We start from the raw sequence: 13,054 nt of genomic DNA, 5'->3' as shown, positions 1-13,054 counted from the left end.
ATCATCACTTCACTTCTTAAGTACTTTTTCCAATGATCTTCATTTGTTTAAAAAGAATAAGAAACTGGATATTATATCGAATGATTAATGTTATTATCTTATGCTGTATTCCTAGTCCCGCTTCTTTCCGTATTCTTCTGTAATACTTTCGCACATAATATCGAATCACATCTAAATACCTGTCTCGATTTTGTTTATCTTGAACCTGATTCAACACATAATAAACATGATCTACACTATTATAAGCAAAGCATGCATTTACTTCTTTTGCTAACTGCGGGTAATATTCTTCCATAAAAGGAATAATTTCATCCCAACCAATAAACGCATCCAACCTTTTTTCATAATAGTTGGATGTCAAAATACTCTGCATCCGTTTTACATAAATGTACCCGGTAAAATTACGAAACACAACTCGTTGTGCTTTTGCAAAAAATTTATAGGTTGTAGCAAGATCCTCATGAATTCTCCCTTCAGGAAATCGAATTCCCTCAAAGCAATCCCTATGAAATAACTTATTACATAAGGAGAAACGATATAATTCTCCCTTAAAAAGTTCTCGCAAGGCTTCCACATTGTCCATTACTTTTGTAAAGTCATTTGGAGCTTTATTAATGAGTATTCCATCAATTTCCCTTCCGAGATGACAAATAGCAATATCACTTTCCGATTCTTGAATTAAGTCAAAAAGTACTTGATACATACCTTTATCAATATAGTCATCTCCATCAACAAATCCTATATATTCACCAACAGCTGCATCTAAGCCAGTATTTCTAGCGACACTAACTCCCCGATAACCTTGGTGTATAACCTTGATTCGTTCATCCCAAGCTGCATAGACTTCACAAACATCTCCACTCTTATCAGTTGACCCATCGTTTACCAGAATAACTTCAAAGTTGTTGAACTCCTGGGAGAGAATACTATCCAAGCATTTAGGTAGATGTTCCTCAAGATTATGGACTGGTACAATAATACTAATTAGTGGATTTGTCATTTTACTCATGTACGAATCTTTTCCTTCACCATCGTAGTAGAAACACCTCTTGTATAAGGAAAATACACAACCTCTACCCCTACCTGATTAAACCTCTTCTCCACTTCACTAAAAAGAGCATCTCCTTTCCAATCGTCACCAACAAACATGACATCAAAAAGTAAATGCTCCCAAGCAGCAATCTTATCTCTATTCAATTGTGGAACTACCTTATCAACATAGCGTATCCCTTCTACGATTAGCTTTCGTTCTTCATATGGGATTACAGGTAACCGTTGTTTGTATTCTAATACCAACTCATCCGTACTAACGCCAACAATTAATAAGTCACATTCAGCCTTTGCTTTCCTTAAAATATTTAAGTGACCGACATGAAACAAATCAAAAACACCGGTAGTATAACCAACTTTATACGGCTTCATACGCCTCACCCCTTTTCTCCTCATGACAGACCTCATAAATTCTTTTAAATAAAAAATCACAAGCGTTACCTGCTTCAAATGTACCAACTTTATGTAAAAACTTCTGTAGATCATTTCTATATGCTATCTGTTGGAAAGAGTTAATCCTTTTTTCTAGATCATCATTACTATAGGCAGTAATAAAAGGAAGTTCCTCTAAGTCAAAATAAAGCTCTCTATCCTGCTTTATATACGAATCCACATCGGGAATATACAAAAAGCAGGGTCTTCCTGTTATTGCAAAATCAAAAATTAAAGAGGAATAATCTGAAATTAAGATATCTGTACAAACTAGCAACTCTTGAATATCATCATAAGTAGTTACATTCATTACATTTTCCCCATCTGTAAGTTCACGAGAAATATTTTGCAGATGTGGATGCAATCTAACGAGCACAACCCAATCTCCACTAAATTTCTCCTGTAAGCTATTTCTTAATCTTTTATAGTCAACATCGTATACATCTAAAGAGTTATCTTTTCGAAAGGTAGGAGCATACAGTACCACTTTAAGATTTGGATGAAGCCTTAAACGTTGCATAATTTCCTTTCTCTTCCGTTCATCCCGCTGGAACAATAAGTCATTTCTCGGAGTACCTTTTTCAAATATTTCTCCCTTATACCAAAAGCTCCTACGAAAGATCTCAGTACTATATCGACTACCTGAAATTAACAAATCACACTTAGCCGAGTCTTTTTTCGCCATTTCAATATAATGGTTAGGGAGTACAGCCTCTGCATCCTTTTCTATTTGCTTAAGCCTTAAGGAACTGTGCCATGTCTGTATGTAGTATTGATTTTTTCTTTTCTTGAAATGTGTTGTTGTTCGGTAGTTTGTGATAATGACTTTGGAGGTGCACATCTCATAAAAATATCGTAGGGACATAGTTCTTACCGTTCGAACACCTAAATGACTGTAAGTTTCGGGATTATTAAAAGCCCAAACAACATCAAAACCCTCCCCATCCTCATGTCCCAATATATATTCTGTTATGTATTTGGGATTACATCCGAATTGGCTACCATAATAACTCATTAAAAATATCTTATTCCGTTTGATTGGAATGTAATTAAAAATAGAAATGAGGGCAAAGATTACGAAATCCTTTAGCTTTGAATTCATTTTAATACTCCTCTATAGCTTTACTTGCTCTACCCCTGTATGTCGTGGCAGAAAATGAATTATCCTCAACCCCTTCTTAGCAGCTAAATACAATACATTTACCATTGGATGAAACATAAATAAGGTTAATTGTTTATGCAACTCATGATCATCGCCCGATGCTTCTCTTAACTCTCGATGATAAGCATGAATATAGTCCTTAATTTCTTTTCGATGTTTTCCATCCTTATCCTTTTGTCGATTTTGAAGAAGCAAATTATAGTGAATCAAGCTCATTTTCAAAATAGTCTTATACGATTCTTCGACTAAATCTTGGTAATGCATCTCAATAAATCGATGTCTTTCTCTTAACCCTTTAATGAAATCTAAATTTCTTGGTGAATAGGTTGCCACTATACTGTCCTCTCGTTGTAAATAAAAATAAAATGGCTGTGGAATTAATACAAACTTATTTACCAAATGCATAACCTGATGCGCCCAAAACACATCCTCAAATAGAACACCCTTTTTAAATGGAATATCCCGTATCAACTCTGTTCTATAAAGCTTCCCCCAAGCAAAATTCTTCACCCGCTCATTCACAACCAACTCATACATAACTTTATCTCTATCCATAACAATTGGTTCAGCTACCTCATCATAATAACGACTATCAAAATACAATCTATCTTCATAGGCATAATAAAAAGCTGATTGCACAATATCAGCTTGGTACTTCAAACTATACTTCATCATTTCCTCAATCATGTTAGGCTGTAACCAATCATCACTATCAACAAACATTGTGTATTCTCCAGTAACATATTGCATTCCATAATTTCTCGCATCCGATAGTCCGCCATTCTCCTTATGAAAAACTCTAACCCGGTAGTCCTTCTTACCATATTCATCCGCGATCGCTCCACAATTATCAGGTGAGCCATCATCCACTAGTATTATCTCTAAGTTAGTATAGGTTTGGTTTAATATGCTTTCCATACATCGATGAATATATTTTTCTACTTTATAAATAGGAACTACGATACTAACTTTAATGTTATTCAACCTATACACCACCTAAACTAACTGATATAGTTTGCGAAGCTCCTCACCATTATTGTATTGACTAGATGCACAATTACTTGCAAGGTTATTGCGTAACAAAGCATCATGATATAGTCTTTCAATCCCATCTACTATCCCATCAACTGAAAGCTCACATATCAAACCATCATCCCCATCCCTTACCTGACTACCTGCTGTTGGATAATTGGTAATCAAAACAGGCTTTGATAATATTTGTGCTTCCCCTACAGTAACAGCTTTCCCCTCATAACGAGATGGCTGGACGTATAAGTCCGCTGCTTTAATGTATGGATAAGGATTAGTTCGTTTTCCAAGGAGAAAGAAATGTTCTTCCAAATTTCTAGAAGCTATCATCTCTTTTAATTTTCCCTCATCACCACCATAACCAACCACATACCAAGCAATATCCGTATAACCCTTTTCTATTAATTGACGCATAGCTTGAACTGCTAAGTCTATTCCCTTCGCATGGGATAGTCTCGCAACAGTGATAATCTTAAACCGATTATCTTCTAGCATCGGATTAATCTCTTCCGTTTCAGCCAATTCCCTTATCGTATCCGGAAACAAAATATTTTCCACTACAATAACTCGATCTCTCAATTGCTCGTATCTTTGAAGAAAAGACTCCTTACATGACTCCGATACAGCAACAATATAGTCAAAACGTTTCCACATATCCAAATCTAGATTAGGATCCGCTTCTACAGTTCCATAATCGGTATGAATCCAGGCTATCTTTGTTTTGGCATCTACCTTTTCTGCGACAAAATAATGTGGCCATAAATAACTGATAGCAATATCATATTGTTTCTTCAGCTTAGGAAGAAAAGGTAAGCTATATCGCCACATCAGCTGCATCTGATAATATCCAGGCTCTGCCAAGTTCATTTGCCTTCCTCTCAACTCCGCTCTTACTTTTGCAAGCAATCTAGTCATCCCAATAAGAATATGCCCCTCTTTTATGGTCGTACTAACTGACTTTCTAACAGTAGAATAGATTGGAACTTCAGGAAGCAGATTCACCTTTTCGGTTAATAGATTCATAAAATCACCATGATGATGGTACAGCATTAAATCTACCGCATACCGCTCATAGTCAAAGCTCTGTAACATACTAATTAAACTTCTCTCCACACCGCCAACTTCTAAATCATAAGAGGCGATTAGCATATTTTTCATGTTCATCACCATTATTCGTCTTATATAGATACATCAGCCTACTTAAAGCACCTTGTAAGGTGTATCCTTTTCTCTCAAAGCCCCTAATAATCTTCTGTTTATTTCTTTCTTTTTTGCCAATCTGTTCAAGTATTTTAGAAGCCCAAACCTCAGTGCCTTCTTCTAGTGATAGCTTCGTCATTAATCCAATACCCAAATCCGCTTCTGGTTGAATGGCTTGCGAAACGACACAAGGTATCCCGCCCGCTTGTGCTTCTAGTAATACCATTCCCAGACCCTCATACGTGGATGGAAAAACAAACACATCCATGGCATGGATCATCGTAGGGATATCATCACGAATGCCAACAAAGGAAACATTCTCTTCAAAGCCCAATTGCTTAACCTGCTTCTCTATAAAACTTTTATTATCCCCATCCCCTACTAAGAGCAGCTTCATAGATGGATCTTTAGCTAGTAAACAATTCATAATCTCCAACAAAAAACGATGATTCTTTGCATCAATAAATCTCCCTATGTGCCCAATCACAACCCGCTTTCCTAACCCTTCCTCCAGTTTAAACGTGTTCAACTGTGAAGTTGGTTCATCTAGAAATTGCTTGTAATCTATAACATTAGGAAAAAACGAATAGTCTCCCCCACTAATCCCTTTCCTACCAAATAAGTATCGACCAGCCTCTTCACTACAAGCTAACAGATTAGTAGAAAACATCCTGATTACATATCTCATGAAGGATATATAGAGCTTGCGAACTAACCCATTTTCATCGTCTAACGTTGTATGAGCATGGGCAATTCTCACTTTCACTCCCGCTAAAAAAGCAGCAAGAAAAGCGATACCGGAATGATATAGGGTATGTGCATGAACCACATCATATGGGCCAAATTCTTTCATTGTACGAACCAGTTCGCTTATCGAATTGGTTTTAGTAAGTTGAATTACTCTCCCCCCAAGTTCTCTAATCTCTGAATCATAATGTGCCTCATCTCTGTAATAAGAAATAAAGTCAAATTGAACTTTCCGCCTATCAATATTCCGATAAATATTCATCAACATCGTTTCCGTACCGGCCCTATTCATTCCACCGACAACCTGAAGGACTCTTATTGGCTTTTCATTGTCCATACATCTCCCCACTAACTATTACAATTTAACTTTTCGTTCTGCCACTTAACAAATTCAATCACAGTCTTGTATTCACCTAATCTCTCTTTATCGATGCCAGTTTCCTTAAGTTGATTAACAAACTCTAACCATTCACTCTCCGGCAAAGTAAGGTCCGCCGATGATTCCACACCTAAAATGAGATCCAAATCTACCTCTAACACATTAGCAATCTTTTGTATAACGAGGACGGATGGATTTTTCGTTATATTTCGTTCGATATTACTCAAATAAGATTTCGATATATTTGCCCTCTCTGCACACTCAGAAAGTGTAAGGCCCTTCGATTTTCGGATCTCTTGAACTGTTGTCCCTATGGTCATGGCATCATACCTCATATTCCTTTAACAGAGACATATCTTTAATTTCGTAACTCCGTTCAAATTGATCTCGTATACATCGGATGACACGTAATTGGTCTTCTGTTGAAAGACTAGAACCTGATGGTAAACATATTCCGGTATGGAATAACTGTTCCGCGATATGCACATGATCTTGGTGAGAGTAATAGTCCGTATTAGCAAATAAAGGCTGTAAATGTAGCGGTTTCCAAACCGGTCTAGACTCAATGTGTTCCTCATGAAGTGCTTGAATTAATTGATCGACGGAAACACCAGCTTCTTCTTCGTTCAAAGTCATGACCGTTAGCCAATGATTGCTTATAAGACCATCCAATTCAGGCAAAAATTGAACTCCTGGTAATTCTCCTAACAATAGGCGATATAGTTCAGAGATAACTTTTCGTTTTTCAATTCTTTCTGGAAGTACTTGTAGTTGTGCCCTTCCAACACCAGCAAGAAGATTGCTGAGTCGATAATTGTACCCCATTACACTGTGCTGATAATGAGGTGCAGGATCACGAGCTTGTGTTGCTAAGAAGCGAGCTTTTTCAATTGCTTCTGCATCGTCAGATACAAGCATTCCGCCACCCGAAGTTGTTATTATTTTATTTCCATTAAATGAATAGACTCCAAATTTTCCAAATGTACCACTTTGCTTCCCTCTATATGTTGCTCCAAGTGACTCTGCGGCGTCTTCTATGATAGGAACATTGTAGCTGTCACAGATAGACACAATTTCATCCATCTTAGAACTTTGCCCATATAGGTTCACTACGATCACAGCTTTTGGTAAATGGTTTGCTGTATACGCATCTTCTAATGCACGTTCCAATGCTTCTGGTGACATATTCCATGTTTCTGGTTCAGAGTCAATAAATACTGGCTCTGCCCCTTGATAGAGTATTGGATTTGCGCTGGCTATAAACGTTAGTGTGGAACAGAATACCTTATCTCCTACTCCTACACCAAGTAAATTCAGAGCTAAGTGTATCGCTGCTGTACCGGAACTAACCGCAAGAGCACCTTTAACTCCTACGTATTCCGCTAACTCTTTTTCGAAAGCATCTACATTAGGGCCAAGAGGAGCAATCCAATTGGATTGGAATGCTTCTTCAATGTATTTTTGTTCCATCCCGCTCATGTGCGGTGGAGAAAGATAAATTTTTGATTTGCTCAATATAATCACTACCTTCAATAATTAGATGGTTTTATGTCTTTCATATGTAATAAGGAGTTTCTGTTTCATTTCTTCAATAATTTCTGTTACAGTAGCGTCATTCATTTCTGTACCTTTTTGATAAACGAATTGTAATATTTCTCTTAATTCTTGTTCAGTTAATGTGTTATTCATTGCTATACCTCTTTTTCTATTGCATAATAAAAATCCGCTACACTATGTACCGGATCAGTTGACTCCATATTCTCATTTGTATCCCTGTAACCATATGGGTTATTCCTCTGCCAGTTCCAAGTATCTACACACATTCTCTCTAGATCACGCAACGCTTCCCACTTTAGTAGGACTCTAGCCTTTGTAGGATCTGCATAACAAATACTAGCATCACCAGACCTTCTATCTACAAACTTATAAGGAATTTTCTTACCTGTAGCTTTTTCAAAAGCTTCTACCACTTCAAGAACACTATAACCTCTTCCAGTGCCTAAATTATAAGCTTCGATACCTTTTGATTGATTAATTCTCTCCAGAGCTCGGATATGACCAATTGCTAAGTCAACCACATGGATATAATCCCGTATACCGGTACCATCTTTCGTAGGATAGTCCTTGCCAAATATCTGAAGTTGCTTCCTTTTTCCAACAGCTACCTGAGCAATATACGGCATTAAATTGTTAGGCACCCCATTAGGGTCCTCACCAATCAAGCCACTATCATGCGCTCCAATCGGATTAAAATAACGTAAGATAGCAACACTCCATTCGGGATCTGAAAAGGCAATATCACGTAAAATCTCCTCAATCATCTGTTTCGTTCGGCCGTAAGGATTAATCGCCCCTAGACTTTCACCTTCCGTAATCGGTATTCTCTCCGTTTGACCGTAAACTGTTGCGGAGGAACTAAATACCAATTTCTTCACGCCAAATTCCTGCATCACCTCACACAGAGCAAGTGTCCCAGCAATATTATTCTGGTAATACTTCAATGGGACAGATACAGATTCACCTACTGCTTTTAGACCTGCAAAATGGATGACAGCCTCAATATCATTTTCCTGAAATACCTTTCGAAGGCTATGCCTATCGAGTAAGTCCACATCATAAGATACAAATTGCCTCCCGGTAATTGCCTCAACTCGGTTTAGAGATACCGGACTACTATTCGAATAATTATCTATCACAACAATTTCATATCCTGCTTGTAAAAGTTCAACACAAGTGTGACTTCCTATATATCCAGCCCCACCTGTAACGAGAATCGCCATATCTATCCTCCTTTCTATAACATTAAATAGTCACTTCTATATTGAATATTCAGCGTAATAACACTGTCGTAAAAATAGTAAAGAAGATAACATAGGATTATTCCGAAGTAGATCAGTTTTTGATCCTTCTCACGAAATACCTTAACAATCCATGAAATAAGGATAAGTTGGTACAGTTCAAAATAAAGAGAAAATCTAGCGAAAATCCAGTTTTGTGTAGCAATTACCATGAATACAAATCCGATTAGAGACATATTGACAATATAATCACTATCCGGAAAAATTTTTCTTAACTTATCTCTTCCAAGGAACGCAATAGCTAAAGGAACAGCGCCAACTGTTACTCTAATTAAGTTTGCTCCACCTTCTTCAAAATCTGCATAGCCACCGTACTGTGTATCCTCAATCGCACTAAAAAGAAGCGATGAAAATTGATCAAACCCAGCAACTATTACTACTGCTACTACAAGAAGAAGCAGCGTAGCCCTAGACCAAGCCTTAAATCGAACAATAAAATAAATCGGTAGTAAAACCAGTGCACTTTGGTGAAATAGGGATGCAAATACAACTATCAATGCATAAGGGATAAACTTTCCTTTAATAAGAAAATGGGTAGCTGTAAAAAAGATAGCTGCAGCAAGCATTTGCCTAATTCCGTTCATCGACACTAAAAATAATCCGCCAGTTATATACACATATAGACTTACTTCAATTAGCCTGGAATATTTGTATAAAACCGTAACAATTAAAATATTAGTAATTAATGCTGTAGTAAATATGAGAACTTGCGGATCATCGGAAACGTAATTCTTAAGAAGCATTTGTAAAACACCAAACCCATAATCCTTTTGACTTAATATAAACTCCCAATCGATCACGTTTATTTCATAGATTCGTTTATAAAAGAATGTGTCTCCTATATTTGCTCGAAGTCCGGAGATTACAACTAATGTAGCTACCGAAATAAGTAATAACACCTTATTAGGTTTCACATTAAAAACCAAATTCTGATGGCCGACTAAAACAGGGGTTGAAAAGTATCTTGCAATTAACGCAAACAAAAAAACCACCGCAAGATTAATCCAAAGAAATGTCATTTTTCTATCCCTTTCAAAAACCTATACATTTAATTCTCTCGTCTTAAACGAAATATAAGCATATAATAAAAAACCTAACGGAATAGCTAATACCGTTAGAACTTTACTAGGAGATTCCATTACAAACCTCTTATTCCTACTCAATAGACTACTAGATACATAATGAATCGCTTGCCTAAATTTAAATATTTCACTTACAAACGGCAGCTTCATTAATTCCGTCCGATAAAACGAAAACCCTAATGGATTTGTACGGTATTGTTTCAACATATTTAAGGACGAGCCATCCGGTTGATACTCCACACAACATAGAACCTCATTCAATAAGAGCATCTCATAGTCTCGATCGAGAAGATAATATTTATAAGCCAAACCGACATACTTTTCTCCAGCAAATAGCGGATACGGATATTTTCTTGTTAATTCCGTCCGATACACCAATTTTTTATCTCCTGTTACACCATGCTTAGCATATAAATCAAATAGAGTTGATCGAATCAGATTAACTGGAAGTGAAGTACCAATTACTTTGTTTTGAGTATTTGCATCAAGTCCTATGATTCCACTGACCTCGTCACTTCCATACTTACTCCAAAACGAGAGAATTTTTTCTACTGCATCGCTTGGCATATAATCATCGGAATCAATGCAAACATTCAACTCTGTCGTTATTAACTCATAAGCAGTGTTATGTGCTCCATGCATCCCTTGATTAGTCTGCCAGTGATAAACAATATCAATCTTATCTTCACTTAGCCATCTTTTAACTAATTCTTTAGTATTATCTGTAGAACCGTCATCGATAATAAGCCAGATAAAGTCTTGATTGGTTTGACTGACTAGACTTTCGTAACAGCGATGGAGACAATACGCCCGATTATATGTCGGAGTAAAAATCGTCAACAGTTTCAATTTATATCCCCCCTAAAGAAACATAGGAAGTTTGTAACCGCTCCGCAGTACCATGAATGTCATAGCCTTTTTGAGCTAAAATTCCATTATTAATATTTCTAGACACCCTATTTTTCGATAATCGAACAATTTTTTCAGACCAGGCTGTTCGATCATCTATTGGAAGATACTCGATTAACCCCATCCCCATATCCACTTCTCTAGTAATGGCCTTGGAAATTACACACGGTAACCCTGCCCCTTGTGCTTCAATCAAAGTTACCGGTAACCCTTCGTGAAGTGATGGAAAAACAAATAAATCAAAAGCTTGGAGCAAGTCTGTAATGTCATCTCGAATCCCAAGAAACAAGACATTTTTATGTAGACCTAGCTCATTAGCTCTTTTCTCCATAGCCTCACGCAGAGATCCATCCCCTACTAAAATTAAATATGATTGGTCAATTTTGGAAGATACTTCAGCAAATACATCCAGTAAAAAGGTGTGATTTTTCTGCCGGTTAAATCTTCCTATATGCCCTAACACGAATGCATCATCATCAATCATTAATTCATGTCGCATTCTCTTTCTTATCTCATCAGAGTACTTAAACCTTTCAGACTCAATCCCGTTCTTTACGATAGTTGATTCTTTTGCTTTCTTTTTATACAGCCAATCGGAAGCTGCTTGAGAACATGCAAATAAATGACTAGCATTCGGAATAATGTGCTTCCCTGCATACCATTTATATAACTTAGAAGCAAGCCCACCTTCACTCTGCGTGTTATGACTATGAGCAATTCGAACTGGAACACCAGCCTTTTTCGCAGCCTTCAAAACCAGTCCGCTCATCTTATCCATATGGGAATGAATAATTTTATACTCCTTATGCCCTGCAAAGAATTGAGTCAATTCACGTTGATAACCAAAATGCCCAACATCCGTCACATAAGGTATCCGGTGCACAACGCCTCCCATTTCCCTTATCTCTTCATCAAATACCCCTTCTTTACTGGTTAAAAAGTCGAACTGTACTTTTCTGCGATCCATATTTCTGTAGAGGTTCATAATTAACGTTTCTGCTCCACCACGATTCATATTAACCACTGCATGTAAGACTCTTACTGGACCGCCCATACGGATTCCTCCTGTTCGGTCATTAGAGATTGATAGAGTTGCTTTTTCTGGGCTAGCACCTTATGAATACTATATTTATCTACTATATCTTTTCTCCCATTGGAACCTAATTCCTTCCCAACGTGACTCTCTCTTGCTAAGAATAATAATTTGGAAGCAAAAAGTTCTATGTTCTCCCCAGCAACCACCCAACCATGACGATCATTAGTAATCAATTCATTATGTCCCCGGTTTTCAAGGGCCACAACAGGCACTCCACATGCCATAGCTTCCATAATATTAACCGGCAATCCCTCACGTAAACTTGAGGCAACAACGACATCACACATAGGCAATATTTGATTAATATCCTTTCGTAGCCCTAGAAAGTCAATCATATGACTAACTCCAAGTTCCTCCGCTAATGCCTTACATTCATTCAACAATGGACCATCGCCAGCTAAGATTAATACTGCATTTGGGACATCATCTTTAATCTGTGCTAACACCCTAATTAAAAATTCTTGATTTTTATTCCGATTAAACTCTGCAGCATAAAATAACAAAAAATCATCCACTAAATAACCAGAGATTTTTTTCATATCAATCTGTTCAAAATCACTAATTGGTTTAAATTTGTTAGTATCGACTCCGACTCCATGAACATGTTTAATTGATTTCGCTTTAAAGTTATGCGTTGTAGCCAAGTTAAAATCCTCATGATTAATCGTAATTAATGTATCTGTATATCTAGCAAGCAACCTCTCCATCGGATAGTAAAGTAACCAATTCGCTAGCGGCGCACCTTTGCAAAAGTGGAATCCATGTGCTGTATAAACTACTTTTGTACCATACTTCCTTGCTTTTCTCGCTGCAAGTCTAGTTAACACGCCACCTAAAGGAGTGTGACAGTGAATAATATCATACTCATTGCTGTCAATAATCCGCTTCAGTTGTCGATAAGCTTTTAGATTACTTCGATGAAAGGGTGACCGTTCAATCGAAATATTATATTTGTGATCGGTATAAGGCAATTGAATTGTTCCAGCAGCTGCAACGTCCACTTGCCAGCCCTGTTCCTTAAACCATTTCATATATGGCAAGTGAAAAGCTTTGAAGTGATAATCTACGGTTGCACAAAATAGTACGCTATTGGCCATCCTTTCTACCCTC

General features: G+C 37.1%; 14 protein-coding genes. All 14 read right to left on the bottom strand.

Annotation, left to right across the window (positions count from 1 at the left end):
* Window positions 1-16: 16 nt before the first annotated feature.
* The 14 genes from TE34_RS06255 to TE34_RS06195 are packed head-to-tail and all read right to left on the bottom strand — an operon-like array spanning window position 17 to window position 13,041.
* On the bottom strand, window positions 17-1,009 hold the full coding sequence (locus TE34_RS06255) for a glycosyltransferase (protein ID WP_201777679.1): 993 nt from the start codon (window positions 1,007-1,009) through the stop codon (window positions 17-19).
* Entirely contained in the window at window positions 1,006-1,422 is a 417-nt protein-coding gene (locus tag TE34_RS06250; protein ID WP_047983981.1) for an adenylyltransferase/cytidyltransferase family protein, read from the bottom strand. The genes TE34_RS06255 and TE34_RS06250 overlap by 4 nt, the downstream gene beginning before the upstream one ends.
* Window positions 1,409-2,584: a CDP-glycerol glycerophosphotransferase family protein gene (locus TE34_RS06245; RefSeq protein ID WP_047983980.1), complete on the bottom strand. Its 1,176-nt coding sequence runs from the start codon at window positions 2,582-2,584 to the stop codon at window positions 1,409-1,411. The genes TE34_RS06250 and TE34_RS06245 overlap by 14 nt, the downstream gene beginning before the upstream one ends.
* Before the next feature lie 12 nt (window positions 2,585-2,596).
* On the bottom strand, window positions 2,597-3,628 hold the full coding sequence (locus TE34_RS06240) for a glycosyltransferase family 2 protein (protein WP_047983979.1): 1,032 nt from the start codon (window positions 3,626-3,628) through the stop codon (window positions 2,597-2,599).
* 12 nt (window positions 3,629-3,640) lie between these two features.
* Window positions 3,641-4,831 (bottom strand): glycosyltransferase, encoded by a 1,191-nt coding sequence (locus TE34_RS06235; RefSeq protein ID WP_047983978.1) that lies wholly within the window; start codon window positions 4,829-4,831, stop codon window positions 3,641-3,643.
* A complete protein-coding gene (locus TE34_RS06230) occupies window positions 4,803-5,957 on the bottom strand; it encodes a glycosyltransferase family 1 protein (RefSeq protein ID WP_047983977.1) in 1,155 nt (384 codons plus the stop codon). The genes TE34_RS06235 and TE34_RS06230 overlap by 29 nt, the downstream gene beginning before the upstream one ends.
* A gap of 11 nt (window positions 5,958-5,968) precedes the next feature.
* Window positions 5,969-6,319, bottom strand: coding sequence for a helix-turn-helix domain-containing protein (locus TE34_RS06225; protein WP_047983976.1), 351 nt, complete (start codon window positions 6,317-6,319; stop codon window positions 5,969-5,971).
* A gap of 4 nt (window positions 6,320-6,323) precedes the next feature.
* Window positions 6,324-7,478: a DegT/DnrJ/EryC1/StrS family aminotransferase gene (locus TE34_RS06220; RefSeq protein WP_047984007.1), complete on the bottom strand. Its 1,155-nt coding sequence runs from the start codon at window positions 7,476-7,478 to the stop codon at window positions 6,324-6,326.
* A gap of 57 nt (window positions 7,479-7,535) precedes the next feature.
* Window positions 7,536-7,688, bottom strand: coding sequence for a hypothetical protein (locus tag TE34_RS20955; protein ID WP_157037592.1), 153 nt, complete (start codon window positions 7,686-7,688; stop codon window positions 7,536-7,538).
* A gap of 2 nt (window positions 7,689-7,690) precedes the next feature.
* Window positions 7,691-8,779 carry a UDP-glucose 4-epimerase GalE gene (galE, locus tag TE34_RS06215; protein ID WP_084710638.1) on the bottom strand — a complete coding sequence of 363 codons (1,089 nt, stop codon included), beginning with the start codon at window positions 8,777-8,779 and terminating at the stop codon, window positions 7,691-7,693.
* Window positions 8,780-8,793: 14 nt separating this feature from the next.
* On the bottom strand, window positions 8,794-9,876 hold the full coding sequence (locus TE34_RS06210) for an EpsG family protein (RefSeq protein WP_047983975.1): 1,083 nt from the start codon (window positions 9,874-9,876) through the stop codon (window positions 8,794-8,796).
* A gap of 21 nt (window positions 9,877-9,897) precedes the next feature.
* On the bottom strand, window positions 9,898-10,788 hold the full coding sequence (locus TE34_RS06205) for a glycosyltransferase family 2 protein (protein ID WP_047983974.1): 891 nt from the start codon (window positions 10,786-10,788) through the stop codon (window positions 9,898-9,900).
* 1 nt (window position 10,789) lies between these two features.
* Window positions 10,790-11,902 (bottom strand): glycosyltransferase family 1 protein, encoded by a 1,113-nt coding sequence (locus TE34_RS06200; protein ID WP_047983973.1) that lies wholly within the window; start codon window positions 11,900-11,902, stop codon window positions 10,790-10,792.
* Window positions 11,887-13,041 carry a glycosyltransferase family 4 protein gene (locus tag TE34_RS06195; RefSeq protein WP_047983972.1) on the bottom strand — a complete coding sequence of 385 codons (1,155 nt, stop codon included), beginning with the start codon at window positions 13,039-13,041 and terminating at the stop codon, window positions 11,887-11,889. Before TE34_RS06195 ends, TE34_RS06200 begins: the two co-directional genes overlap by 16 nt.
* Window positions 13,042-13,054: the final 13 nt, after the last annotated feature.

Origin of the sequence: Ornithinibacillus californiensis (assembly GCF_001038485.1) — a bacterium.
GTDB classification, from domain to species: domain Bacteria; phylum Bacillota; class Bacilli; order Bacillales; family Amphibacillaceae; genus Ornithinibacillus; species Ornithinibacillus californiensis.
The sequence above is the reverse complement of the archived record's forward strand: the minus strand, read 5'-3'. Positions and strand labels throughout refer to the sequence as shown.

What these genes read in the sequence shown, in the direction of transcription:
- TE34_RS06255 (WP_201777679.1), bottom strand. Translation starts at nt 1,009, where the DNA reads ATGAGTAAAATGACAAATCCACTAATTAGTATTATTGTACCAGTCCAT.
- TE34_RS06245 (WP_047983980.1), bottom strand. Translation starts at nt 2,584, where the DNA reads ATGAATTCAAAGCTAAAGGATTTCGTAATCTTTGCCCTCATTTCTATT.
- galE (WP_084710638.1), bottom strand. Translation starts at nt 8,779, where the DNA reads ATGGCGATTCTCGTTACAGGTGGGGCTGGATATATAGGAAGTCACACT.
- TE34_RS06230 (WP_047983977.1), bottom strand. Translation starts at nt 5,957, where the DNA reads ATGGACAATGAAAAGCCAATAAGAGTCCTTCAGGTTGTCGGTGGAATG.
- TE34_RS06250 (WP_047983981.1), bottom strand. Translation starts at nt 1,422, where the DNA reads ATGAAGCCGTATAAAGTTGGTTATACTACCGGTGTTTTTGATTTGTTT.
- TE34_RS06200 (WP_047983973.1), bottom strand. Translation starts at nt 11,902, where the DNA reads ATGGGCGGTCCAGTAAGAGTCTTACATGCAGTGGTTAATATGAATCGT.
- TE34_RS20955 (WP_157037592.1), bottom strand. Translation starts at nt 7,688, where the DNA reads ATGAATAACACATTAACTGAACAAGAATTAAGAGAAATATTACAATTC.
- TE34_RS06220 (WP_047984007.1), bottom strand. Translation starts at nt 7,478, where the DNA reads ATGAGCGGGATGGAACAAAAATACATTGAAGAAGCATTCCAATCCAAT.
- TE34_RS06195 (WP_047983972.1), bottom strand. Translation starts at nt 13,041, where the DNA reads ATGGCCAATAGCGTACTATTTTGTGCAACCGTAGATTATCACTTCAAA.
- TE34_RS06210 (WP_047983975.1), bottom strand. Translation starts at nt 9,876, where the DNA reads ATGACATTTCTTTGGATTAATCTTGCGGTGGTTTTTTTGTTTGCGTTA.
- TE34_RS06235 (WP_047983978.1), bottom strand. Translation starts at nt 4,831, where the DNA reads ATGAAAAATATGCTAATCGCCTCTTATGATTTAGAAGTTGGCGGTGTG.
- TE34_RS06225 (WP_047983976.1), bottom strand. Translation starts at nt 6,319, where the DNA reads ATGACCATAGGGACAACAGTTCAAGAGATCCGAAAATCGAAGGGCCTT.